At 55.9% G+C, this 23,128-nt stretch carries 25 protein-coding genes; 19 read left to right on the top strand and 6 right to left on the bottom strand.

The genetic code is table 11. From position 1 onward, the window contains the following. The first annotated feature begins 1 nt into the window (after position 1). Genes fliH through FEK47_RS19790 form a run of 4 tightly spaced genes read left to right on the top strand, consistent with a single transcriptional unit; the run spans position 2 to position 2,886 of the window. A complete protein-coding gene (gene fliH / locus FEK47_RS19805; RefSeq protein ID WP_138183346.1) occupies positions 2-712 on the top strand; it encodes a flagellar assembly protein FliH in 711 nt (236 codons plus the stop codon). Next, positions 705-2,042 carry a flagellar protein export ATPase FliI gene (fliI, locus tag FEK47_RS19800; protein ID WP_138183345.1) on the top strand — a complete coding sequence of 446 codons (1,338 nt, stop codon included), beginning with the start codon at positions 705-707 and terminating at the stop codon, positions 2,040-2,042. Before fliH ends, fliI begins: the two co-directional genes overlap by 8 nt. 2 nt (positions 2,043-2,044) lie before the next feature. Continuing rightward, a complete protein-coding gene (gene fliJ / locus FEK47_RS19795) occupies positions 2,045-2,479 on the top strand; it encodes a flagellar export protein FliJ (protein ID WP_001248919.1) in 435 nt (144 codons plus the stop codon). Positions 2,480-2,481: 2 nt separating this feature from the next. Continuing rightward, on the top strand, positions 2,482-2,886 hold the full coding sequence (locus FEK47_RS19790; RefSeq protein WP_135486898.1) for an adenylyltransferase/cytidyltransferase family protein: 405 nt from the start codon (positions 2,482-2,484) through the stop codon (positions 2,884-2,886). Positions 2,887-2,995: 109 nt separating this feature from the next. On the opposite strand, the gene FEK47_RS19785 is transcribed toward FEK47_RS19790, so the two are convergent. The 5 genes from FEK47_RS19785 to flgA all read right to left on the bottom strand — a co-directional run bounded on the left by FEK47_RS19785 (position 2,996) and on the right by flgA (position 8,080). Beyond that, the gene (locus FEK47_RS19785; protein WP_135486899.1) at positions 2,996-5,434 is read right to left on the bottom strand and encodes a glycosyltransferase; all 2,439 of its coding nucleotides are present in this window, start codon (positions 5,432-5,434) and stop codon (positions 2,996-2,998) included. Positions 5,435-5,482: 48 nt separating this feature from the next. Beyond that, positions 5,483-6,415, bottom strand: a complete 933-nt coding sequence (locus tag FEK47_RS19780; RefSeq protein ID WP_135486900.1) for a lysine-N-methylase — start codon at positions 6,413-6,415, stop codon at positions 5,483-5,485. A gap of 127 nt (positions 6,416-6,542) precedes the next feature. Next, positions 6,543-6,971 (bottom strand): flagellar protein FlgN, encoded by a 429-nt coding sequence (locus FEK47_RS19775; protein ID WP_135486901.1) that lies wholly within the window; start codon positions 6,969-6,971, stop codon positions 6,543-6,545. Between the two features lie 12 nt (positions 6,972-6,983). Beyond that, a complete protein-coding gene (flgM, locus tag FEK47_RS19770; protein ID WP_135486902.1) occupies positions 6,984-7,262 on the bottom strand; it encodes a flagellar biosynthesis anti-sigma factor FlgM in 279 nt (92 codons plus the stop codon). Between the two features lie 80 nt (positions 7,263-7,342). Beyond that, positions 7,343-8,080 (bottom strand): flagellar basal body P-ring formation chaperone FlgA, encoded by a 738-nt coding sequence (flgA, locus tag FEK47_RS19765; RefSeq protein ID WP_135486903.1) that lies wholly within the window; start codon positions 8,078-8,080, stop codon positions 7,343-7,345. Positions 8,081-8,161: 81 nt separating this feature from the next. Between flgA and FEK47_RS19760 the strand changes: the two genes are divergently transcribed. The 12 genes from FEK47_RS19760 to FEK47_RS19705 all read left to right on the top strand — a co-directional run bounded on the left by FEK47_RS19760 (position 8,162) and on the right by FEK47_RS19705 (position 18,571). Beyond that, positions 8,162-8,497, top strand: coding sequence for a flagellar basal body protein (locus FEK47_RS19760; protein WP_000512950.1), 336 nt, complete (start codon positions 8,162-8,164; stop codon positions 8,495-8,497). A 2-nt stretch (positions 8,498-8,499) separates the two neighbouring features. Next, the gene (gene flgC, locus FEK47_RS19755; RefSeq protein WP_000010949.1) at positions 8,500-8,931 is read left to right on the top strand and encodes a flagellar basal body rod protein FlgC; all 432 of its coding nucleotides are present in this window, start codon (positions 8,500-8,502) and stop codon (positions 8,929-8,931) included. Further along, positions 8,931-9,644, top strand: coding sequence for a flagellar hook capping FlgD N-terminal domain-containing protein (locus tag FEK47_RS19750; RefSeq protein ID WP_135486904.1), 714 nt, complete (start codon positions 8,931-8,933; stop codon positions 9,642-9,644). Before flgC ends, FEK47_RS19750 begins: the two co-directional genes overlap by 1 nt. A gap of 143 nt (positions 9,645-9,787) precedes the next feature. Beyond that, complete coding sequence (gene flgE / locus FEK47_RS19745) at positions 9,788-10,990, top strand: flagellar hook protein FlgE (RefSeq protein WP_138183344.1); 1,203 nt, start codon at positions 9,788-9,790, stop codon at positions 10,988-10,990. Beyond that, the gene (locus tag FEK47_RS19740; protein WP_089521214.1) at positions 10,990-11,727 is read left to right on the top strand and encodes a flagellar basal body rod protein FlgF; all 738 of its coding nucleotides are present in this window, start codon (positions 10,990-10,992) and stop codon (positions 11,725-11,727) included. The genes flgE and FEK47_RS19740 overlap by 1 nt, the downstream gene beginning before the upstream one ends. A gap of 278 nt (positions 11,728-12,005) precedes the next feature. After that, the gene (gene flgG / locus FEK47_RS19735) at positions 12,006-12,791 is read left to right on the top strand and encodes a flagellar basal-body rod protein FlgG (RefSeq protein ID WP_000990541.1); all 786 of its coding nucleotides are present in this window, start codon (positions 12,006-12,008) and stop codon (positions 12,789-12,791) included. Positions 12,792-12,873: 82 nt separating this feature from the next. Further along, positions 12,874-13,539: a flagellar basal body L-ring protein FlgH gene (gene flgH, locus FEK47_RS19730; protein WP_000800871.1), complete on the top strand. Its 666-nt coding sequence runs from the start codon at positions 12,874-12,876 to the stop codon at positions 13,537-13,539. Positions 13,540-13,553: 14 nt separating this feature from the next. Then, complete coding sequence (locus FEK47_RS19725; protein ID WP_020219107.1) at positions 13,554-14,654, top strand: flagellar basal body P-ring protein FlgI; 1,101 nt, start codon at positions 13,554-13,556, stop codon at positions 14,652-14,654. Continuing rightward, positions 14,654-14,953: a rod-binding protein gene (locus tag FEK47_RS19720; RefSeq protein WP_135486905.1), complete on the top strand. Its 300-nt coding sequence runs from the start codon at positions 14,654-14,656 to the stop codon at positions 14,951-14,953. Before FEK47_RS19725 ends, FEK47_RS19720 begins: the two co-directional genes overlap by 1 nt. Positions 14,954-15,256: 303 nt before the next feature. Continuing rightward, a complete protein-coding gene (gene flgK / locus FEK47_RS19715; RefSeq protein ID WP_135486906.1) occupies positions 15,257-16,633 on the top strand; it encodes a flagellar hook-associated protein FlgK in 1,377 nt (458 codons plus the stop codon). Between the two features lie 14 nt (positions 16,634-16,647). After that, a complete protein-coding gene (gene flgL, locus FEK47_RS19710) occupies positions 16,648-17,577 on the top strand; it encodes a flagellar hook-associated protein FlgL (RefSeq protein WP_135486907.1) in 930 nt (309 codons plus the stop codon). Positions 17,578-17,593: 16 nt separating this feature from the next. Continuing rightward, complete coding sequence (locus tag FEK47_RS19705; protein WP_135486908.1) at positions 17,594-18,571, top strand: flagellar hook-associated protein; 978 nt, start codon at positions 17,594-17,596, stop codon at positions 18,569-18,571. A 54-nt stretch (positions 18,572-18,625) separates the two neighbouring features. Here FEK47_RS19705 and FEK47_RS19700 read toward each other — a convergent pair whose 3' ends face one another. After that, positions 18,626-19,468, bottom strand: coding sequence for a winged helix-turn-helix domain-containing protein (locus FEK47_RS19700; RefSeq protein WP_135486909.1), 843 nt, complete (start codon positions 19,466-19,468; stop codon positions 18,626-18,628). A 485-nt stretch (positions 19,469-19,953) separates the two neighbouring features. Here FEK47_RS19700 and lafA point away from each other — a divergent pair, with 485 nt between their 5' ends. The 3 genes from lafA to fliS all read left to right on the top strand — a co-directional run bounded on the left by lafA (position 19,954) and on the right by fliS (position 23,127). Then, positions 19,954-20,868, top strand: a complete 915-nt coding sequence (gene lafA / locus FEK47_RS19695; RefSeq protein ID WP_000949083.1) for a lateral flagellin LafA — start codon at positions 19,954-19,956, stop codon at positions 20,866-20,868. A 527-nt stretch (positions 20,869-21,395) separates the two neighbouring features. Then, complete coding sequence (gene fliD / locus FEK47_RS19685; protein ID WP_138183343.1) at positions 21,396-22,712, top strand: flagellar filament capping protein FliD; 1,317 nt, start codon at positions 21,396-21,398, stop codon at positions 22,710-22,712. A 22-nt stretch (positions 22,713-22,734) separates the two neighbouring features. Next, entirely contained in the window at positions 22,735-23,127 is a 393-nt protein-coding gene (fliS, locus tag FEK47_RS19680) for a flagellar export chaperone FliS (protein WP_000285319.1), read from the top strand. Position 23,128 lies beyond the last annotated feature (1 nt).

Genomic DNA, 23,128 nt, shown 5'->3' with positions numbered 1-23,128 from the left:
CATGACTATTGAAACACTGCGCGGGCGCTATCGCCTGCACCGTTTCCCGCCGCGCCAGCGTGCGGTGACCGGAGAACCGCTTACCGCCAGCATCAGCGCCGCCGATTACCAGCGCCAGTTGATGGACGGTTTTCAGGAAGGGCTGCAAAAAGGGTTTGCTCAGGGAATGACCGAAGGCCAGGAACAGGGCTTTAGCGAAGGTCATCAACAAGGTTTTGCCGAGGGGCGACGCCAGGGCTACACCGAAGGCAGCCTCGTCGGGCAGCAGGAAGGGCGCAAACAGTTTGTTGAGGCAGCGCAGCCGCTGGAAGCCATCACCGGGAAAGTGAACGATTTCCTCGCCCATATCGAACGTAAACAGCGGGAAGATTTGCTGCAACTGGTGGAAAAAGTCACCCGCCAGGTGATCCGCTGCGAACTGGCGCTGCAACCGACGCAGTTGCTGGCGCTGGTGGAAGAGGTGCTGGCGGCCTTCCCGGCGATGCCGGAGACCCTGCAAGTGATGTTGAGTACGGAAGAGTTTAACCGCCTGCGCGACGCGGAGCCGGAAAAGGTCAGCGAATGGGGGCTGATGCCTTCGCCGGATCTGCCGCCGGGGGAATGCCGGGTGATCACCGACAAATCTGAACTGGATATCGGCTGCGAGCATCGTCTTGAACAATGCATGACCGCGCTGAAAGAGACGCTAACGCCGGAGTCGCAGGGTGAGTGATTTTTCCGCTTTCGATAACGCGCTGCGCTCGCTGGAGTCGATCCCGCTGGCCCGCGTCGCCGGGCGGCTGGTGCGCCTTAACGGCATCCTGCTGGAGAGCGTCGGCTGCCCGCTAATGACCGGGCAGTTGTGCCGCATCGAAAGCGCCAATCACACGCTGATCGACGCGCAGGCCGTGGGCTTTAATCGCGACATCACCTACTTAATGCCGTTTAAACAGCCGGTCGGCCTGATGGCGGGCGCACGCGTCTTCCCGGAAGAAAAAGCCCACGACATCCTGATTGGCGAAAGCTGGTTAGGCCGCGTGGTGAATGGCCTCGGCGAACCGCTGGATGGCAAAGGCCGCCTGAACGGCAACGACCTTCTGCCGCCGCTGCCGCCCTCGGTCAACCCCTTAACCCGCCGTTCAGTGGACGAACCGTTAGACGTGGGTGTGAAAGCGATCAACGGCCTGCTGACCATCGGCAAAGGCCAGCGCGTCGGGCTAATGGCGGGCAGCGGCGTCGGGAAAAGCGTGCTGCTGGGGATGATCACCCGCCAGACCAAAGCCGACATCGTGGTGGTTGGGCTCATTGGCGAACGCGGGCGCGAAGTGAAAGAGTTTATTGACCACTCGCTGGGCGAGGACGGGCTGGCTAAGTCTATCGTCGTCGTCGCGCCTGCCGATGAATCGCCGCTGATGCGCCTGAAAGCCACCGAACTGTGTCACTCCATCGCCGCCTGGTTTCGCGACCGCGGGTATCACGTTTTACTGCTGGTGGATTCCCTGACCCGCTACGCGATGGCCCAGCGGGAAATCGCCCTCTCACTCGGTGAACCACCCGCCACCAAAGGCTATCCGCCATCGGCATTCGGCATGATCCCCAAACTGGTAGAGAGCGCAGGCAACAGCGAAAGCGCCGGATCGATGACCGCCATTTACACCGTGCTGGCGGAAGGCGACGACCAGCAAGATCCGATTGTCGACTGCGCCCGCGCGGTGCTGGACGGGCATATCGTATTAACCCGTAAACTGGCGGAAGCGGGGCACTATCCGGCCATTGATATCGGCCAGTCGATCAGCCGCTGCATGAACCAGGTCACCAGCCTGGAACATCAGCAATCCGCCCGCGCGTTAAAGCAAAACTACGCCGCCTATATGGAGATCAAACCGCTGATCCCGCTCGGCGGCTACGTGGCAGGCGCGGACGCCAGCGTCGATAAAGCGGTGAAAATGTTCCCGGCTATCGAGCGATTTTTGCGCCAGGAGATGCGCGAACCCGCCTCCCTCGAACTGGTGCAAAGCCGCCTGCAAATTCTCTTTCCTGGTGCCAAAAAGGCAGAACAGTAACTATGCGACAAATCATCGACACCCTGGCGCAGTTGCAGCGCCTGCGGGATAAATCGGTCAAAGACAAAACCGTCGAACTGGCAAAGCAAAAACAGATTTGCGCAGGCTATGACAACAATATCAAGGCGTTAGGCTACCTGGTGGAGAAAACGTCCGCGGGCGCGGCGGCGTCGGTGGAATCGCTGAAAAACGTCAGCGGCTACAAAGGCACTTTGCGCAAGGTAATCGCCTGGCAGGAGCAGGAAAAAACGCTGGCTAACATCAAAGCCACGCGAATGCAGAAAAACCTGACGGCGGCGGCGTGCGAAGAGAAAGTGGTGGCCCTGACGCTGGACGACAAACGCCGCGAGCAACAAGAAAGCGCCACCGCGAAAGCGCAAAAAGCGGTGGACGACATCGCCGTTCAGTGCTGGCTGCGGCACAAATTAGCGGAGTAGCCATGAAAACGGTCATCACCTTCGGCACCTTTGATGTGTTTCATGTCGGTCATCTGCGCCTTTTACAACGCGCCCGCACGCTGGGCGCGCGGCTGCTGGTCGGCGTATCGTCCGACGCCTTAAATATTGCCAAAAAGGGCAGGGCGCCGGTTTACCATCAGGATGACCGCATGGCGATTATCGCCGGGCTGGCGTGCGTGGATGGTGTATTTCTGGAGGAATCGCTGGAGCAGAAAGCGGAGTATCTGCGGGGGTACAGTGCGGATATTTTAGTGATGGGCGATGATTGGGCCGGGAAGTTTGACAGCTTCGCGTATATTTGTGAGGTGGTGTATTTTCCCCGCACGCCATCGGTGTCGACGACGGGGATTATTGAGGTGATTAGGGGGGATTATATAAAGTACTAACACAGAGATGTTTGTTTCTTTCCTGATGCGGCGTAAACGCCTTATCTGCCTACAAGACGTGATCGATCCGTAGGCCTGATAAGCGAAGCGCATCAGGCACTTCTGCGGTTTACCCCAACGCCTCCACAATCACCATCGCCGCCCGTTCTCCCGCCTTGCCATCCATAAACGCATCGCAATAGTGATGACGAATTTCCGTAAGCTTCGCCTGCACCGCACCCCAGTCAAACGCCTCTGACAACAAATGACGCAGTTCCGCAACATCATGAGCCACCGGCAATATTTCGCGGATTCGCTGGTCGGCGCTCTCTGCCGTGGAGTAGCTTTTCTCACCGTCGAGCAGTTCCGTCATGCCCGGAAAGTCGAGCAGGATCACCCGCTTATTAACGTGGATAGCATCGAAAATAAAACCGCTGTTATCGGTGAGCACGTAATCGGCCTTTGTCAGTAGCGCCAGCGTGTGGCGGGCGGCGTCGGTGCGCTGTTTTAAATGCCTGCGCGCCAGGGCCAGCGATGCAGCTTCTTCCGGGCGCGAGCAGGTGCCGTGATGCAGTTTGCAAATCAGGTTCACATCGCCGCTTAAGCGGCCCAATTTTTCTGCCCAGTGGGGCAGGGAGCTTAATGTGCCAAACGTGGGGGCGTAGAGCACCGTAGGTTTACGGTAATCTGGTTGGATATTTTCCGGCAGAGCGCGGTCGAACGTGCCGTTATGCCAGGCGTCGAAGCGTGGGTTGCCGATCATTTTCGCGCTGCCGAAATGCGCCAGCGCCTGCTGGCTGTAGTGGCTGTAACATAAAATGCGCTGATAAAAACGGTTCCAGTCGGCGTGGTTCCACATCTCTTTGGCTAAGCCGTACATGGCGCGAACGTTCACCGCTGCCAGGCCATTGAGCGCGGGCGTGTGGTAGGGGCTGACCAGGCATTTTACCCTCTGACCGTGTGCCTGCATTTCAGATAAGCGCATACCTTTGAGCTGCGGATCGTCGATGCTTTTTAGCGTCGCCAGCATTTCATCAAGAAACGGTTTAAACACGCGGTCGTTGATCACCAGCGTGCAGCTCTGCCCCTGCGCCTGTAGGGCGGTGATGATTGGGCGGTAGAGTGCGTAGTGGAATGAGGTTTCCATAAAAAAGCCGATGGTATCGGCGACGGGTAATGTAGATGGCTTGGTGGCTACGGGTAACTTATTGAAGTAGTGACTAATGTTGTCGGTCGTTTTTTGCTCGATATCACTAAAGCCCGGTCGCTGGTAACAAAGGCTCGGGTAACAGGCCAGCCATTTGTCGGCGCGTAGCAGCGGCTGCCAGCCGTCTTCAAGGGAGTGCTCATCGTTGCTCATCTGCTGCGCCAGTTGCGGGTAGTAGCGGCTGTTTACCAGATAAGCACACACTTTGCGGCAGTCCCGCGCGTGCACCAGCCCGGGCAAACTTTTTAGCATCGTTCCCTGCGAAATTTCGCCGCCAAGGATCATCACCTGCCAGGGAATTTTCGCCAGGCTCGCCAGCAGCGTGTTCAGCACCTGAATATGTTTCTCCTGCTTGAGAATGACCGCGTCATCTTCCAGTAACAGATAGTTTTGCCAGCCGTGCTGTTGCGCCATGCGCAGCGCCTGCAAGTGCGACTGACGGCGACCCCGTTGACCGTTTTCATCTTCACTGGCGGCAAGGCGGGTGATCTTCTCGGGCGGAATATGCAGCAATGCCAGTTCTTCACGGATCTGCTGTAAGCGATCCGGGCGTTTATCCAGATTCAGCAGAACGATCTGATCGATCGCCTGATGGTTGATCCCCTGATGATGAGTGGCGTTATGCAGACTCAGATAAGCGTTGCGTAGCAGCGGATCGCGGACGATATCCGCAAGCGCCGCGTTTACTGGCGTGCTGGCCCCGAGAATAAAGTCTTTATCAAAGGTGTTGTGGCTGTGCGAAATACACAGAATCGTGCGCTCGCCGGGCAGTTGCAGCGGGTTAACGCTGAAATTGTCGGTGAAACTTTTCTCTTCGCCCAAATTGCAATCGTCATCGTAGCGGTGCTTTTTCAGGTAGTTACGGTGATAGCAAAAGGTGCCGTTGAGGATGTTATGCGGGCCAAAGCTGCGGCTTTGAAAGATGCGGTTGATATGGCTGTACCAGATAGGGATCTGGTCGGAACCGGAGATGAGCGCCCGGTGTTTTTGCATCATGGCGAGGGTCCAGGAGATTTTATCTGCCGGATAGTAGTCGTCGTCATCCATGCAGAGGATATATTCCCCCATTGCCAGTTCATTGAGCATGTTACGTTTTTTGCCCAGCGGCAGTCTTTCCTGATGATGGATGTAGCGGATGTTAAAGGCTTCCGGCGTGCCATCGGTCAAACGGTCGATGATGTGCTGATGGCTTTGCGGCGAGTCGTCGAGGATGACCAGTTCGCGGCGGTCTGCCGGGTAATCCTGATAGCGGTACATGTAAAGCAGGTACGGCAGGAATGCGCCGCGGTTCCAGGTTGGCGTGACGACGCTGACGAACGGTTTTTCGCGGTGGGTGGCGAGTGTTTTGATGACGGTTTGCATGATATGTTTACGAAGTAGATAAGGCCGGGAAAAACCGGCCTGAAAGCGTTAGCAAGGTAGCAGCGAAAACGCATAAAGCAGCGGCTCTGCACAACATTCAGCCTGAATTTGTTGGCGAATCAGCAGCGCATTTTCACTCTCTCGCCAGCGTTCAAACACCGCGAAGAGGGCGAAAATATCCTCCTGTCGTAGCGGTGAATCATCCAGCGTCCACAAACTGATTAACGTGCGGATGAGATAAAAATCACATACCAGCAGGAAATAATCCGCCCCGTCAGCCTGGCCAATCACATCGTGGTAAACCCGGTAAATCAGCCAGTTGCGCATCATCCACGGTGCGGCGGCAAAATGCTGTTGCCAGGTGGTTTGCCACTGCGCCTGAAGCTGCTGTTGTAACAGGGCTTCGCTGTTGGCGTCATGCAGCGTCAGTAAGGTAACCTGCAACGGCAGCGAGGCTTTGCGCGGGCTTTCCGGCAGAATCGACCAGTCAAATGCAAAACTTCCGAGCAGCGTCACCAGCTGCCGTGCCAACTGAGGCACGGGCGGGAGCTGGGCGAACTGTGCCTGCAGCGTGCCTTTTTTCGCATGATCGGCCAGCGCCTGTGGCAGCGTTGTCAGTCGGGCAAGAGTATCGCCATCCCTGCCTGGCATTTTACTGGCGCGGGAGAGCAGGATACCGACGGCATACAGTGAAAGCTCTGGTGTTAAACCGGGTAGCGTAAGGGTGCTCAAAATCACCTGGTTTACTATCGCATCGCGCGCGGAAAGCTCTGCGGAATTTTCTTCCACAGGACGGTAGGTGAGCTGTAAATCAAAGGCCCTGGCATCGTTGAGCACCGCTTCACAGCTTACTGGCTCTGTCAGCATCAGGCTCAGGCGAATCTCGTTTTTCCACACCTTGCGGACGTATAAAGGCGAACCGGGGTGTTGCGTCATAAAATTGCGTACGTATTCCGGTTCGTAACATTCAATAAAACTCATAGGTGGCTTCTAGTCTTTAATGCTGTGCAGGATATGCAATAAGCGTGCCGGGATTTTTTGTAGTCAAAAACAAGGGATTGGCAATCAGGCGGAAAATCCGTTTCCGCTATGGGGGAAGGTATTGTCGTTATTCCTGGTACAGAAAATCCGCTTCGCTGCCTAAAAACGACTGAATAAATTCATACTGGCGAATCAACAGCTCGCCGTTTTTATCGTTGTAGGCTTTGCAGCGTTCCGCTTTTTGCTCAAGGCGTTGCCACAACTGCTGTGCTGCCGCTTTTTGTACCGCCGGAAGCCAGGCGAAAACCTGCGCCAGACCGTCACGATTTACGCTAACGTTGAGCATTTTCAGCAGGCTGTGCCGTTGATGGCTATGTCCATGCAACTGCTCATAGTGATGGGTTATCTCCTCGTTTACTGCCAGCAGCTCCTCGCTGGCGCGGCGAATCATGCAGATCCGCTGGCGCTGGAGACGTTCGCGCAGGGAATCATACAGCACGTCGTCGTCACGAATTCCCTGCAGCAACGCCTTCACCTGTTGTAACCGGATACTCACTTCATCGGCCTCTTAGTTCTGGAAAAAGCTCAGCATGTCGCTGGCTAACTGTTCGGTGTCCACTTGCTGGCTGCCGGAGGCCAGCATCGCCTGCATTTGCGCCACTTTGTCGCTGTCGATATCGCTCTCTTGCTGGTCGTTCAGCGTTTGCTGGGCGGACTGTAATCCCGCTTGGGTAATGTCGTCGGCGCTCAGCGTCGTGGTAGTGGTCGCCGTGCTTTTGCGCGACTGGCTGGAGCCTGCCGTCGTGGCTGTCGGGCGATTGCCTGGCATAGTCGGGGTGATTTTCATCGCAACCTCGTCTCTGTTTGAAGGTGTGTTACTCCGGTAAAGCGGTTAACAGGCGGCAAAACTTTAATCGCCTGCGCAAATTACTCCGCGCTTACCGTTGTCACTACGCCACTTTCTGCCACCATCGCGCTGATGACCCGCTGGCTGCTGGCGTTACGTACTTTCACCATCTCGCCTTTGCGACCATTTTTCAGCGCCACGCCGGGCATCGAGGCGGTGATCCCCGCGCTCTGGTAAATAATCATCACCGGCTGATCGCGCCCGACCAGCACAGGCGAAACCAGCTCTTCTTTGGTGATGGGCCTGCCCGGCTGCAGCGCGTGTTTACTGCTGAAACCAATCGCGTCATCGAGCTCCATCAACACCTCTCGACGCTGGGCGCTGACGTTGTAAGGCTTCAACTCCACATCATTTGCCGTGAGCGGCGTGTCGCGGGCAACCACTGACTTTGCCATCACCACCGGCACCAGTACATCCGGGCGCACCGCCACGTTCATCTGCCAGCTTTGCGGGCAACTAACGGTGAAATTCATCCGGTTGAGGGCGATTTCCGCAGGCGAAGTCAGCGTGACGCCGGGTGCCGCAGCACAGGGGGCGGCGGTCGCAATCTGCGAGGGAATATAGACCTTAAAGGTGTAGCGATAGTCATGCCACTGCCGCTGTTGCGCCAGCGATTCAATCTGTTGGCTGGCGGCGTTCAGCACCTGGGCGTTGACTTGTTCCCGCGCGCTGTGTTGCACGGGATGGACGGCGGCGTAGCCCGGTAAGGCCAGCGCCAGGAGGAAATAAAACTTCCGCCTGCAAAATTGAAAACTCATAAACCCTTTCTCTTCAGTCACTTAAAAAATGGCACGGCGATTGCTTAGCGTATGCGGATTGAAGCAGGAGTGACGCAGGAAATGGGGATCAGTTTTCAACAAGCATTGGGAGTGCATCCGCAGGCAGTGAAGTTACGTCTTGAGAGGACCGAGCTACTGACTGCGAATCTGGCGAACGTCGATACGCCAAATTTCAAGGCTAAAGATATTGATTTTGCCAGGGAGATGCAACGGGCAAATAACGCGGCGGTGGATGTCCAGTACCGCGTACCGATGCAGCCGTCGGAAGATGGCAACACCGTGGAACTGAACAGCGAACAGGCGCGGTTTTCACAAAATAGTATGGATTATCAAAGCAGTCTGACCTTTCTGAATCTGCAAATCAGCGGCATCAGAGAGGCCATTGAAGGGAAATAAGCATGTCATTTACTGATATCTATCAGATTTCCGGCTCGGCGATGACGGCGCAAACGCTACGTCTGAATACCGTTGCCAGTAACCTGGCGAATGCCAATGCGCCCGCCAGCAGCGAGGCGCAGGCGTATAAAGCGCGCAGCCCGGTGTTTGCGGCGGTGTATCACCACAGTTTGCTGGCGGGAACGCATCGTCATGCGATCGACGGTGCCAGCGTGCAGGTGCAGGACGTGCTGCAAACCGGCGGGGCGGTGAAACGCTATGAACCGCATTCGCCGCTCGCCGACGCCAACGGCGATGTCTGGTACCCCGACGTCAACGTGGTGGAACAGATGGCGGACATGATGTCGGCTTCGCGCGATTTCGAAACCAACGTCGATGTGCTCAACAACGTGAAAAGTATGCAGCAAAGCCTGCTGAAACTGGGAGAAGCCTGATGAATACCCTGGCGCTGAATGCGCAATCGCCGCAGCCGACCGCCACGGCGGAAAGCAATAACGTGGCGGCCAGCGACACGACAAGCAGCAGTGATAGCTCGCCCGTCGATACTTTCCTGACGCTTTTTGTTGCCGAGATCCAAAACCAGGACCCGACCGACCCGACCGACGCCACCGAATATATCGACCAGCTTTCGTCGATGGCGCAGGTGGCGATGATGGAAGAGATGAGCGTGCAGGCCAACACCAACGCGGTGCTGATGAGCAACATTCAGGTGATGGCGCTCGGCAACCTGGTGGGCGACGACATTATGGTGCAGACCACCGCCTTGCAGGTGAGCGACCAGACCATTAACGGTCGCGCCACGCTTGACGGCGCCTGTACCACCGCCGATCTCCACTTTACCGATGCCGCAGGCGATGACTACACGGTGTCGCTTATCCCGGAGGGGAGTTCTTCCGTCGGGCCAGGTCAGGTTGATTTCTCGGTGGATCCCGCCGATTACGGCATCCCGCCTGGCGATTACGACGTTTCGGTGGTCACCAACACCGGGGAAGAAGAGGTGCCGATTGAAGTCTCCGGCGAAGTGGAAGATGTGCGCATCCCGCTCGACGGCAGCTCTCCGGTGCTCAACGTTGCTGGTGTGGGTGAAGTGCCGTTCACCATGATTAGCCAGTTTGGCGTACCCGATGCCGACAGTGATGTGGCGTGATGTCCGGTGCCAAATTGCCTGATGCGCTTCGCTTATCAGGCCTACATGAATCTGCATAGTTTTGTAGGCCGGATAAGGCGTTCACGCCGCATCCGGCAAAACAATGGGCACGCTGTCAAAATTTGAATTAACAGGACGAAACAATGAGTTATGAAATTGCCGCAACGGGGCTGAATGCCGTTAACGAACAGCTGGACGGGATCAGTAACAACATCGCCAACGCCGGAACGGTGGGCTATAAGTCGATGACAACCCAGTTTTCAGCCATGTATGCCGGAAGCCAGGCGATGGGCGTCAGCGTGGCGGGTACGGCGCAGAGCATTTCGCGCGGCGGTTCGCTGGTCTCCACCGGCAACGCGCTGGATCTGGCGATTAACAACGATGGCTTTTTTGTTACCTGCGACAGCGCGGGCAACATTTCTTATACCCGCGCCGGATCGTTTGAAACCGACAAAAACGGCTATATCGTTAACGCCTCAGGCGCTTATTTGCAGGGCTATCCGGTCGATGACAGCGGCACCCTGCAAACCGGTACAGTCACAGATATCCAGATCAAAACCGGCAATATTCCGGCGCAGGCCAGCAGCAGCCTGACTTTTACCGCCAACTTCGATGCCAGCGACGCGGCTATCGACCGTACAACCGTACCGTTCGACGCGACCAACAGCAGCTCCTATACCGACAGCTACACCACCACGGTATATGACTCATTAGGCAACGAACACTCGGTATGCCAGTACTTCACCAAAACCAGCGATAACACCTGGGAAGTGCAGTACACCTTCGACGGTCAGCAGCAGACTGGCGTTCCGGCGACCACCTTAACCTTCGACCCGAATACCGGGAAGCTGACTTCGCCAACCACGCCACAGACCATTGAGTTTCAGACCGACGCCGCCGCGCCCATCGACTTAACCGTCGATTACTCCACCTGTACACAATACGGCTCGGACTTCTCGGTCACCACCAACGCCGCCAACGGCTACGCCTCCGCAACGCAAAACGGTGTGCAGGTCGATGACGATGGCAAAGTTTACGCTACCTACAGCAACGGCGAGCGCATGTTGCAGGGGCAGGTGGTGCTGGCGACCTTCCCGAATGAAAACGGCCTCGAAGCGGTGAGCGGCACCGCGTGGGTACAAACCGGCGAATCCGGCACCCCGCTGATTGGCGTTCCCGGCTCCGGCACCTGCGGCACGCTTTCGTCGGGCGTGCTCGAAAGCTCTAACGTCGATATCACCAGCGAGTTAGTCAACCTGATGACCGCCCAGCGTAACTATCAGGCCAACACCAAAGTTATCGCCACCAGCACGCAGCTCGATGACGCGCTGTTCCAGGCAATGTAATGGACCGCCTGATTTATACCGCCCTGAGCGGTGCTTCTCAGACCCTGTACGAGCAGCAGATTAGCGCCAACAACCTGGCGAACGTCAATACCAACGGTTTTCGCGCCGACATGGCGATGGCGACCAACGACAAGGTGAAAGGCGGCGGCTTCGACACGCGCTATATGGCGCAGGAAGGGGCCAGCGGCGTGAACGACAGCACGGGCGTGGCGGAGAAAACCGAGCGCCCGCTGGACGTGGCGATTCAGGGCGCGGGTTACATTGCGGTGCAGGATAAAAACGGCAACGAAGTTTATACCCGCAACGGCAACATTCAGCAGGACGATCAGGGGCAACTGACTATCGACGGCAATCTGGTGCTGGGGGATAACGGGCCGATCATTCTGCCGCCGAACGCCATTGCTTCGTTTGGCAGTGACGGCACGCTCTCGGTGACGCCCGATGACGGCGACGTGACCGCGACGATGGATATCGACCGCCTGAAGCTGGTGGATATCCCGGTCGCTAACCTGGCGAAAAATCCTGAAGGGATGCTGGTGACTACCGACGGCGTTCCGGCCCAGCGCGATGAAAATATCAAAGTCAGCGGCGGTTTTCTCGAAGGCAGCAACGTCTCGGCGGTGAGCGAGATGATGTCGTCCATCGCCATGAACCGCCAGTTTGAAGCGCAGATCAAAATGATGAAAACCGCCGAAGATATCAGCGACGCGGGCAACCGCTTATTGCGCGGCTCGTAACCGCACATCGTAGGCCGGATAAGGCGCTCAGGCCGCATCCGGCAGTTATGCGGTGGTGCCTGATGCGACGCTTTGCGTCTTATCAGGCCTACAAGCCTGTGCCCAAATCGTAGGCCGGATAAGGCGTTTACGCCGCATCCGGCAGTTATGCGGCGGTGCCTGATGCGACGCTTTGCGTCTTATCAGGCCTACAAGCCTGTGCCCAAACCGTAGGCCGGATAAGGCGTTCACGCCGCATCCGGCAACCGCGGCCCAAAAATAACACGGAATTTACCACCATGAACGCAGCATTATGGATCAGCAAAACCGGCCTCTCGGCGCAGGATGCTGAAATGAGCGCGATTGCCAACAACATCGCCAACGTTAACACCACCGGCTTTAAGCGCGACCGGGTGATGTTTCAGGATCTGTTTTACCAGACCCAGGAAGCGCCGGGCGCGATGCTAGACCAGAACAACATCATGCCGACCGGGCTGCAATTCGGTAGCGGCGTGCGCATTGTCGGCACTCAGAAAACCTTCACCGAAGGCAACGTCGAAACCACCGACAACGCCATGAATGTCGCCATTATGGGGCAGGGATTTTTGCAGGTGCAAAAGGCCAATGGCGATATCGCCTATACCCGCGACGGCAACTTGCAGGTGAACGCCGACGGCGTACTGACCAACTCGCAGGGCTTGCCGTTGCAGCCGGAAATCGACGTTCCGGCGGGGGCGACCAGCGTCGCGTTTGGTGAGGATGGCACGGTGACGGCGATCTTACCCGGCGACAGCGACGCGACCGAGTTAGGGCAACTGACGCTGGTGAACTTCGCCAACCCGGCCGGGCTTTCTGCCGAGGGTGACAACCTCTATCTGGAAACCGCCGCCAGCGGACAGCCGACCGAAGGTGTACCGGGCGAAGATGGGCTTGGCACTTTGCAGGACAACGCGCTGGAAGGCTCGAACGTGGACATCGTCAACGAAATGGTGGCGATGATTACGGTGCAACGCGCGTACGAGATGAACGCCAAAATGGTGTCGGCGGCGGACGATATGTTGCAGTACATCAGCCAGACGCTGTAAGGCGAAATGTCGGATGCGACGCTGACGCATCTTATCCGACCTACAAGAGCACATAACTCACTGTATTTAAAACAGGCAGAACGTGAAAAATTATCTCTGGCTGGTGGCGCTGCTTCCCCTGCTTAGCGGGTGTGAATCGCAGGCCATTCTGGTCAAAAAAGACGACGCATACTTTGCGCCACCAACCACCGAAGCGCCGCCTCCGGCAGACGGGCGTGCCGGGGGCGTGTTTGAAACTGGCTACAACTGGTCGCTGACCGCCGACCGGCGGGCTTACCGCGTGGGCGATATTCTGACGGTGATCCTCGAAGAATCCACCCAGTCGAGCAAACAGGCGAAAACCAACTTCGGCAAAAGCAACACCGTCGATATCGGCGCGCCGACTATTTTTGGACACACTAAAGATAAGCTTTCCGGCTCTATCGACGCCAACCGCGACTTTGACGGCAGCGCCACTTCCCAGCAGCAGAACAGCCTGCGCGGGGAGATCACCGTTTCCGTTCATGCGGTGCAGCCCAACGGCATCCTGGAAATTCGCGGCGAAAAATGGCTGACCCTCAACCAGGGCGATGAGTACATCCGTTTAAGCGGCCTGGTGCGCGCCGACGACATCCAGAACGACAACTCGGTTTCCTCCCAGCGGATCGCCGATGCCCGCATCTCCTATGCCGGACGCGGCGCGTTAAGCGACGCCAACGCCGCAGGCTGGCTGACGCGGCTGTTTAACCATCCTCTGTTCCCGATCTAATGCCGGAGAGTGCAATGCAAAACTGGATAAAAACGGTGGTGGTAGCCGTAAGCCTGGCGCTGCCCGGCGTGGCGCTGGCGCAATCACTGGAGTCGCTGGTCAACGTACAAGGTGTGCGTGAAAACCAACTGGTGGGCTACAGCCTGGTGGTTGGCCTCGACGGCACGGGCGATAAAAACCAGGTCAAATTCACCAACCAGACCATCACCAATATGCTGCGCCAGTTTGGCGTGCAACTGCCGAATAAAATCGACCCGAAGGTGAAAAACGTCGCCGCGGTGGCGGTGAGCGCCACGCTGCCGCCGATGTACTCGCGCGGGCAGACCATTGATGTCACCGTTTCGTCGATTGGCGATGCCAAAAGTATTCGTGGCGGCACCTTGCTGCTGACTCAGTTGCACGGCGCGGATGGCGAAGTTTATGCCCTGGCGCAGGGAAGCGTGGTGGTGGGCGGGATGAATGCCACCGGGGCCAGCGGTTCCAGCGTAACGGTTAATACGCCGACTGCCGGGTTAATTCCCAACGGCGCAACGGTGGAGCGCGAGATCCCCAGCGATTTTCAGATGGGCGACACTATCACCCTTAACCTGAAACGCCCGTCGTTTAAAGATGCTAACAACATTGCGGCGGCGATTAACGCCTCGTTTGGCGGCATTGCCACGGCGCAGAGTTCCACCAACGTTACCGTGCGCGCGCCCACCAGCCCCGGCGCGCGGGTGGCGTTTATGTCGCAACTGGACGATGTACAGGTGCAGGCGGAGAAAATCCGCGCCCGCGTGGTGTTTAACTCGCGTACCGGTACGGTGGTGATGGGCGATGGCGTTGCGCTACACGCGGCGGCGGTGTCGCACGGCAGTTTGACCGTCTCGATTAACGAAACCAGCAACGTCAGCCAGCCGAATGCCTTTGCGGGCGGGCGCACGGCGGTAACGCCGCAGAGCAATATCGCGGTGAATCATGCGCGCCCTGGCGTGGTGAGTTTGCCGGAGTCGAGCAGCCTGAAAACGTTGGTTAATGCGTTGAACAGTTTAGGCGCAACGCCGGACGACATTATGTCGATTTTGCAGGCGCTGCATGAGGCGGGCGCGCTGGATGCCGACCTGGAGGTGATCTGATGAAAGTGAATGCCAGCGGCGGGATTGGCGGCAGCGATGCGTTAATGGGGCCGAAGGTTCAGGGCAATGATATCAAGCAGGCCGCGGAGCAGTTTGAGGCGATTTTTTTACGCAACATGCTGAAAGAGATGCGTAAAACCAACGAGTTGTTTGATTCAAAAGATAACCCGTTTAACAGCGATTCGGTGCGCATGATGCAGGGGTTTTATGACGATGAGTTGTGTAACACCCTGGCGCAGCAGCATGGAATTGGGATTGCGGCGATGATTGTGAAGCAGTTGTCGCCGAAGCATAAATGAGGTTCCGGCGTTCGGTGCCTGATGCGACGCTGTCGCGTCTTATCAGGCCTACGAGTCCGCGCATATTTTTATGTTTGCGCCCGTATGTAGGGCGGATAAGGCGTTTACGCCGCATCCGGCGTTCGGTGCACGGTGCCTGATGCGACGCTGTCGCGTCTTATCAGGCCTACGAGTCCGCGCATATTTTTATGTTTGCGCCTGTTTGTAGGCCGGATAAGGCGTTCGGCACCCGGTTTACGGAACTTAAGAATCCCCATCTTTACGCCGCTTTTAACCGGCACGATTTACCGGTAAGGATCCAACATGGACATGATTAACATCGGCTACAGCGGCGCATCAACCGCGCAGGTGGAGCTGAACGTCACGGCGCAAAACACCGCCAACGCCATGACCACGGGGTACACCCGTCAGGTGGCGGAAATCAGCACCATCGGTGCCAGCGGTGGTTCGCCGAACAGCGCTGGTAACGGCGTGCAGGTCGACAGCATTCGCCGCGTCTCCAACCAGTATCAGGTGAATCAGGTGTGGTATGCCGCCAGCGATTACGGCTATTACAGCACCCAGCAGGGGTATCTCAGCCAACTGGAAGCGGTACTAAGCGACGATAACAGCAGCCTGAGCGGCGGCTTCGATAACTTCTTCGCCGCCCTTAATGAAGCGACCACCAGCCCCGATGATTCCGCCCTGCGCGAGCAGGTGATCAGCGAAGCCGGGGCGCTGTCGTTGCGTATCGACAACACGCTCGATTACGTCGACTCGCAAAGTACGGAAATCATCAGCCAGCAGCAGGCGATGGTGTCGCAAATCAACACGCTCACCAGCGGCATCGCCAGCTATAACCAGCAAATCGCCCAGGCTGAAGCCAACGGTGATAATGCCTCCGCGCTGTACGACGCTCGCGATCAGATGGTGGAAGAACTTAGCGGGATGATGGATGTGCAGGTCAATATCGACGACCAGGGCAACTACAACGTTACGCTGCAAAACGGCCAGCCGCTGGTGAGCGGGCAGCAAAGCTCGACCATCGCGCTGGAAACCAACGCCGATGGCACGCCAACCATGTCGCTGACGTTCGCTGGCACCACCTCGACGATGACCACCGACACCGGCGGTTCATTAGGCGCACTGTTTGATTATCAAAACGATGTGCTGACGCCGCTGACCGATACCATCAACAGCATGGCGTCGCAGTTCGCCGATGCGGTCAACAACCAGCTGGCGCAGGGCTACGATCTCAACGGTAACCCCGGCGAGCCGCTGTTTATTTACGATGCCAGTAATGCCGATGGCCCGCTGACCGTCAACCCGGATATCACCGCCGACGAGCTGGCATTTTCCAGTTCGCCGGACGAAAGCGGTAACAGCGACAACCTGCAGGCGCTGATCAATATCTCCACCGAACCACTGGAGATCGCCAACCTCGGCAGCGTGACGGTCGGGCAGGCGTGCTCGTCAATCATCAGCAATATCGGCATTTACAGTCAGCAAAATCAGACGGAAGTCGATGCCGCGTCCAATGTCTATTCCGCAGCGCAAAACCAGCAGAGCAGCGTCAGCGGCGTCAGCATGGACGAAGAGGCGGTGAACCTGATCACCTATCAACAAATTTATGAAGCCAATCTGAAAGTCATTTCCGCCGGGGCCGAGATTTTCGATTCGGTGCTGGAAATGTGCAGCTAAGCGGGAGCGCGAGAATGCGAGTAACCACCCAACAAACCTACGTCTCGATGACGCAAAGTTTTAATAATCTCTCCGGCGATCTGGCGCATGTGGTCGAGCAGATGGCAACCGGCAAGGAGATTTTGCAGCCGTCGGATGACCCGATCGCCGCCACGCGCATTACCCAGTTAAACCGCCAACAGTCGGCGATTGAGCAGTATCAGAGCAATATCGACTCCGCGTCGGCGGGGTTAAGTCAGCAGGAATCAATCCTTGATGGCGTCAACAACAGCCTGCTGGCGGTGCGCGACGACCTGCTGGAAGCGGCGAATGGCACCAATACCGCCGATTCGCTCGCAAGTCTCGGGCAGGATATTGAGTCGCTCACCGAATCAATGGTCGCGGCGCTCAATTATCAGGACGAAGACGGGCACTACGTGTTTGGCGGTACCATCAACGATCAGCCGCCGATTGTGGCGGTGGACGACGACGGCGATGGCGTGACCGACAGCTACAGTTATCAGGGCAACAGCGACCACCGCCAGACCACTGTGTCGAACGGCGTGGAAGTGGACACCAACGTGGCGGCGAGCGATTTCTTCGGTAGCAATTTAGACGTGCTCAACACGCTCAATTCGCTCTCTCAGGAGTTGCAAGACCCCAACGTTGACCCGGCAGATCCGCAGGTGCAGAGCGATATTCAGAACGCCGTTGATGTGGTGGATACCGCCTCGGACGACCTCAACGCCTCGATTGCGTCGCTCGGCGAGACGCAGAACACCATGTCGATGCTGAGCGATGCGCAGACCGATATCTCCACTTCTAATGATGAGTTGATTGGTTCTTTACAGGATCTCGATTACGGTCCGGCGTCGATCACCTTTACCGGACTGGAAGTGGCAATGGAAGCTACCCTCAAGACTTACTCGAAAGTGAGTGAGTTGAATTTGTTCAGCGTTCTCTAACTCTTTCAGGAACAGTATGCAGGTCGGACTTACTTCTTCGTCACTCGCCACCGGCGGCGCGCATAGCGCTGCGGTATCGTCGTCAACCGTTGCGCCCACTCAGGCGGTGCGGCAAAAACTCCCGGCGACGGCGAGTGAATATCCGGCCTCGCCGCTGATTACCACTCGCCCGCAGCGTTACAGCGTGCAGCTTAACGACCAGCTCACCACGTTGCAGCAGGCGGATCACTACCTCGGGCAACTGGAACAGCAGTTGCTCGATTATCGTCACAGCCAGCGTAAGGGCGGGCAGGCGCAGAGTTCGGCGCTGATGCAGATGCTGGACAAGCGCACCGCGCTTTCCGGCGGCGCGGTGGACCGCCAGTTGCAGCCGGTGTTGCAGGGGGAAGCGCGGGTGACCTTTCACTCGCCGGAACTGGCGAATCTCGTGCACAATCCCACGCCGGGAACGCGTATGTTCAGTGTCACTGACGGGCGGCAGACCCAGCTTTCGGCGGTGATGCTGTCTGAGGATGACAGCGCCGCGCAGTACCAGACGCGGCTGACCAACGCCCTGCGCCGCGTGGGCGTGCAGCTGCATCAGCAAGCGGACGGCATCAGTTTCTCCACTACCGAAAAACAGTGGCCCAACATTGAAAGCACCTTAAGCGTGCGCACCGATGGTGATAAATCAGCGTTTATGCCGCTAAAAACCTTTGCCGAACCGTCACAGGCGGACCGCTTTGCGCAAAGCCTGCAACAAGGCGGGGCGGGGATTTCTCAAATGCTGGAAAACATTAATCAGCAGCGCGCGCAAATGGCGGTGCAGCAGGAAAAGGCGCGGCAGCTGATCGACGGTATGTCCCGCTTCCCGCAAACGGAAAACGCCGTGCAGGCATCGGAAAACCTCGGCGGCGTGCTCGATAGCGCCAATCATAACTATCAGATTTTATTGCAGGCGGTGAACGGTCAGGCGCGAATTTCCAGCCAGACGGTGAGGAATTTATTGGGGTAATTATCAACCGGATAAGACGCCTTTAGCGTCGTATCCGGCATATATTGGCACTCATCAGCACTTCTGCACAGTATTTAACAACTTCTCTAAATTCTGATACATCGCGCTATTAATATCACTATTCTGCCAGCCTTCCACATTAAAAGTTAATTGCCAGCTACCGTTGCACTGGTTGCGCAGAACAATATCACTCTCCAGTCGGTTACGAACATATTTATAATAGGTTGTCATGGTCATATTATGCGCTGACAATAAATTATCGAGTTTGTCTTTTCCTGGTGCGAGGGTTTGTGACAGTAACGGTATGGAACTATTTTCTTTTCCAGAAGTAAGGTGAAATATTTTTATTCTTGGACTGTTAATTGACTCTTTTACCAGTTGCGGGGCGTCAGGTGTATTTTTTAAGTGTGAATACCCCACGGTCGAGCCAATAAATATAACAGCCGCGGTTAACGCTAACCCCATCAGTCCTTTATGTTTTTTTCTACCAGGTACAGGCGGTGTTGTCGAAGATATCTCTTCTGGCACTGTTTCCTGTATCTGGTCGGTAATAATCAGCGCTTCCGCAGGCGATGACTCCGGCAAAGACACATACTCTTTATTGCACAAGTAACCTTTTTTCGGGATGGTTTTGATAATGTTCTGTTGTTTGCCATCATCGTCGATAGCAACGCGCAATGCATGGATCGCCGTCGGCAGACTGTTACCGCCGACAATGCGGTTCTTCCATACTTCGGCACATAAATAAGATCGCGATAAAACCACATCGGCATTTTTTGCTAATGTTTCCAGCAAAATAAAATGGTATTCGCCGAGACGACGTGTTTCACCCGTTTCGCAATGTATTAAGGCATTAAGCGACGGGTCCATCCGCCAGTTGTTGATAATAATACTCATAGTTGAGTTTACCTTAGCAAGGGATAAATGTTTCCTGATAGTGCTTTGCATAAAGCACAGTCTTATACGTCCCTGAGAAGATGATTTTTCTGCGTGATAATTAATATTTTATGGTAATAGGATTATTCTTAATCACTATATGGCGTGGAAATGTAACGAAATGACAGGACAGGTACAATAGCCAAATGTGTACTATTTGCAACGCAATGTAAATTTTGGCATCAGTACATTGAGAAGAAAACGCGTTAATTGATGACAATCTTAACTATATCAAGTATTTGATAAAGACATATTTTGATGCCTGGCCATGTGGCAGATATTGCTAATAATCTTTTTATCTGAATTTAAACTCTGCTTTTTTTAGCTAAAAGTGGCATCAGATAAACCGCACTGAAATTTTTTTAACGGCGGTTTTAAGTTTGCTCCCGAGGTGTCGTTTTTACAGGGTATCGAAACGAAAACGATTAATCCCAAGGAGCAGTATCATGTTATCTATTAACACCAATAACGCCTCAATGGCCGCCGTTAATGCAATCAGCAAAAGCAGCTCTTCTCTGTCTACATCTATGGAACGCCTGGCGACAGGTAACCGGATTAACTCTTCTGCCGATGACGCCGCAGGCAAACAAATTGCTAACCGTCTGACTGCACAGTCCAGCGGTATGGGCGTGGCGCTGAGCAACATTAATGATGCCACCGCGATGCTGCAAACCGCTGACAGCATGTTCGACGAAATGTCTGACGTGCTGGGTCGTATGAAAGACCTGTCAACTCAGGCTGCGAACGGCACCTACAGCGACGACGATCTGCAGGCGATGCAGGACGAATACGACGAACTGGGCCAGCAGATGTCTGACATGCTGCAAAACACCACTTACGGCGGCACCAACCTGTTCGGTGTTTCCGGCACCAGCAACACCGGTACTGACGGTCTGTTCCAGAGCGCGGTAACCTTCCAGGTGGGCGCGGAATCTTCCGACACCATGACTGTGAACATTTCAAGCCAACTGAACACGCTGGTGACTGACCTTTCTGCTATCAGCAACTCCTTTAGCGCGGATCAGGCAGACACCACGGGTACTGCAGGCGTGTCTGGCGGTACTGAGCTTACCGCGTCTGGCTCGGCTAACCAGATGATCACCAGCATTTCTACCGCGATGGATGATGTTTCGCAGATCCAGTCCAAGCTGGGTGCGTCTATCAACCGTCTGAACGACACGGCTAATAACCTGACCAGCATGCAGGACAACACCGAAGTTGCTATCGGTAACATTATGGATACCGACTACGCGACGGAAGCGTCCAATATGACCAAACAGCAAGTGCTGATGCAGACTGGCATCACCATGCTGAAACAGTCCAACAGCATGTCCAGCATGGTTTCCAGCCTGCTGCAGTAAGTTCGGGCCTACAAACGGGTACAAGCATAAAAATATGTGCGGACTCGTAGGCCTGATAAGACGCGCTAGCGTCGCATCAGGCATTGTGCACCGATTGCCGGATGCGGCGTGAACGCCTTATCCGGCCTACGAACGGGCACAAGCATAAAAATATGTGCGGACTCGTAGGCCTGATAAGACGCGCTAGCGTCGCATCAGGCATTGTGCACCGATTGCCGGATGCGGCGTAAACGCCTTGTCCGGCCTACGAACGGGTACAAGCATAAAAATATGTGCGGACTCGTAGGCCTGATAAGACGCGTCAGCGTCGCATCAGGCATCGTGCACCGATTGCCGGATGCGGCGTAAATGCCTTATCCGGCCACGAACAACACCGCCTGCGGGCGGTGTTGTGCTTTCTGCGGCAGATACTCTTCCGCCAGACCGGAAACGCCATTTCCGCCTGTTTTTCAATCTATTGATTATTCACATAAAAAATATTGGCACGCCTTTTGCCAATAACCAGACATCGTTATCCGGAGTCATCAATGATCAACCCAAGAACCATTGCGCAAGAAATCGCTTATGCAGATGTCGCCACTCAGGCTGCAAACTTGCAGGAGAAGCAAACGGAGCTGGATGCCGAAAGCAGCGGCCTGGACTCGCTCAGCTCGGCGTTGAGCGATTTCCAGAGCGCCGTCGATGCGCTGAATAGCGATACCGACGGCCCGGTGACTTTCGCCGCCACCAGCAATAATGACTCGGCGACCGTTTCCGCCAATTCCCAGGCACAGGCGGGAAGCTACTCATTTTTCGTTGAGCAACTGGCGCAGGGGCAGCAAACCACGTTCAGTATGGGCGACGACGCCTTTTCCGCCACCGGCACCTTCGAACTGACGATGGGCGACAGCACTATGGATATCGATCTGTCGGCGGCGGATCAGAACGGTGACGGCGACGGTTTTATCGACGCCAGTGAACTGGTGAATGCGATTAACGACTCCGATGACAATCCGGGCGTTTCGGCGGCGCTGGTAAAAACCGACGGCACCACCACGATTATGCTCACCTCGGATAGCACCGGGGCGCAGAGCGCGTTTTCGGTGAGCGTAACGGGGCATGACGCCAGCAACGATAGCACCAGCGCGCCCGTTGCCACGGATGTTTCCTCCGCTCAGGACGCGATTATTCATCTCGGCAGTGCCACAGGGCCTGAGATCACCAACAGCAGCAATACGTTTGATGATGTGATCCCCGGCGTCACCATGACTTTCACCGAAGTCAGCGATTCTGACAGCGATCTCACCACCTTTAACATCAGCGAAGATTCCAGCGCCAGCCAGGAGAAAGTACAGACCTTTGTCGATGCCTATAACACCTTGATTGATACGGTTGATTCGCTGACCACTCACGGTGATGACAGTACCAGCGCCGGGGTATTTGCGGGGGACGCCGGACTCAGTTCACTGGCGAACCAGCTCGATGACATCGCCCATGCCAGCTACAACGGCGTGTCGATTGTTGACTATGGCATCACGCTTGATTCTCACGGCCACTTACAGATTGACTCCGACCAGTTCAGCGATGAAATGAAGAAAAATCCTGACGGCCTGACCTCTATTTTCGTTGGCGACAACAGCATGGTGGCGCAGATGGACGACCTGATTAACACCTACACGGACTCCAGCAACGGCATCATCACCCTGCGCCAGCAGAACATTGACGATCAGATGAGCAAAATTCAAGACGAAGGCGATCAGCTTACCGATACCTATAACGCCAACTATGACCGTTATCTGGAGGAGTACACCAACACGCTGGTCGAGGTGTACACCATGAAAGCCAGCATGGCGGCATTCGCGTAACTCAGAAGGAATATCCCTAAAGATGTACCAAGTACAGGACGGCTATTCGCAATATAAAGAGATCGATCTCGCGGCGCGTACTGCGGCGGCATCGCCTTTGGAACTGGTGCTGGTGCTGTTTTCTGGCCTGATGGACGAGCTGGAACGCGCCAAAAGCCATATTGAAGGGCGGCGTTTCGAGAAGAAAGCCCAGAGCATCAATAAATGCATCGACATTCTCAATGCGCTCACCAGTTCGCTGGAGTTTGAAACTGGCGGCGAGCTGGTGGTCAATCTTTCGCGCCTCTATGACCACTGCGTTTACCGATTGTATGAGGCCAGCGGCGAACTGTCGGCAGAGAAAATCGATGAAGTGATGCTGATCTTAAGCAACCTGCGCGAAGGCTGGGAAGGGCTTTCGGGCAAGCTGGGTTAAG

The sequence above is a fragment of the Escherichia sp. E3659 genome, from assembly GCF_005781135.1.
GTDB lineage: Bacteria > Pseudomonadota > Gammaproteobacteria > Enterobacterales > Enterobacteriaceae > Escherichia.
The sequence above is the reverse complement of the archived record's forward strand: the minus strand, read 5'-3'. Positions and strand labels throughout refer to the sequence as shown.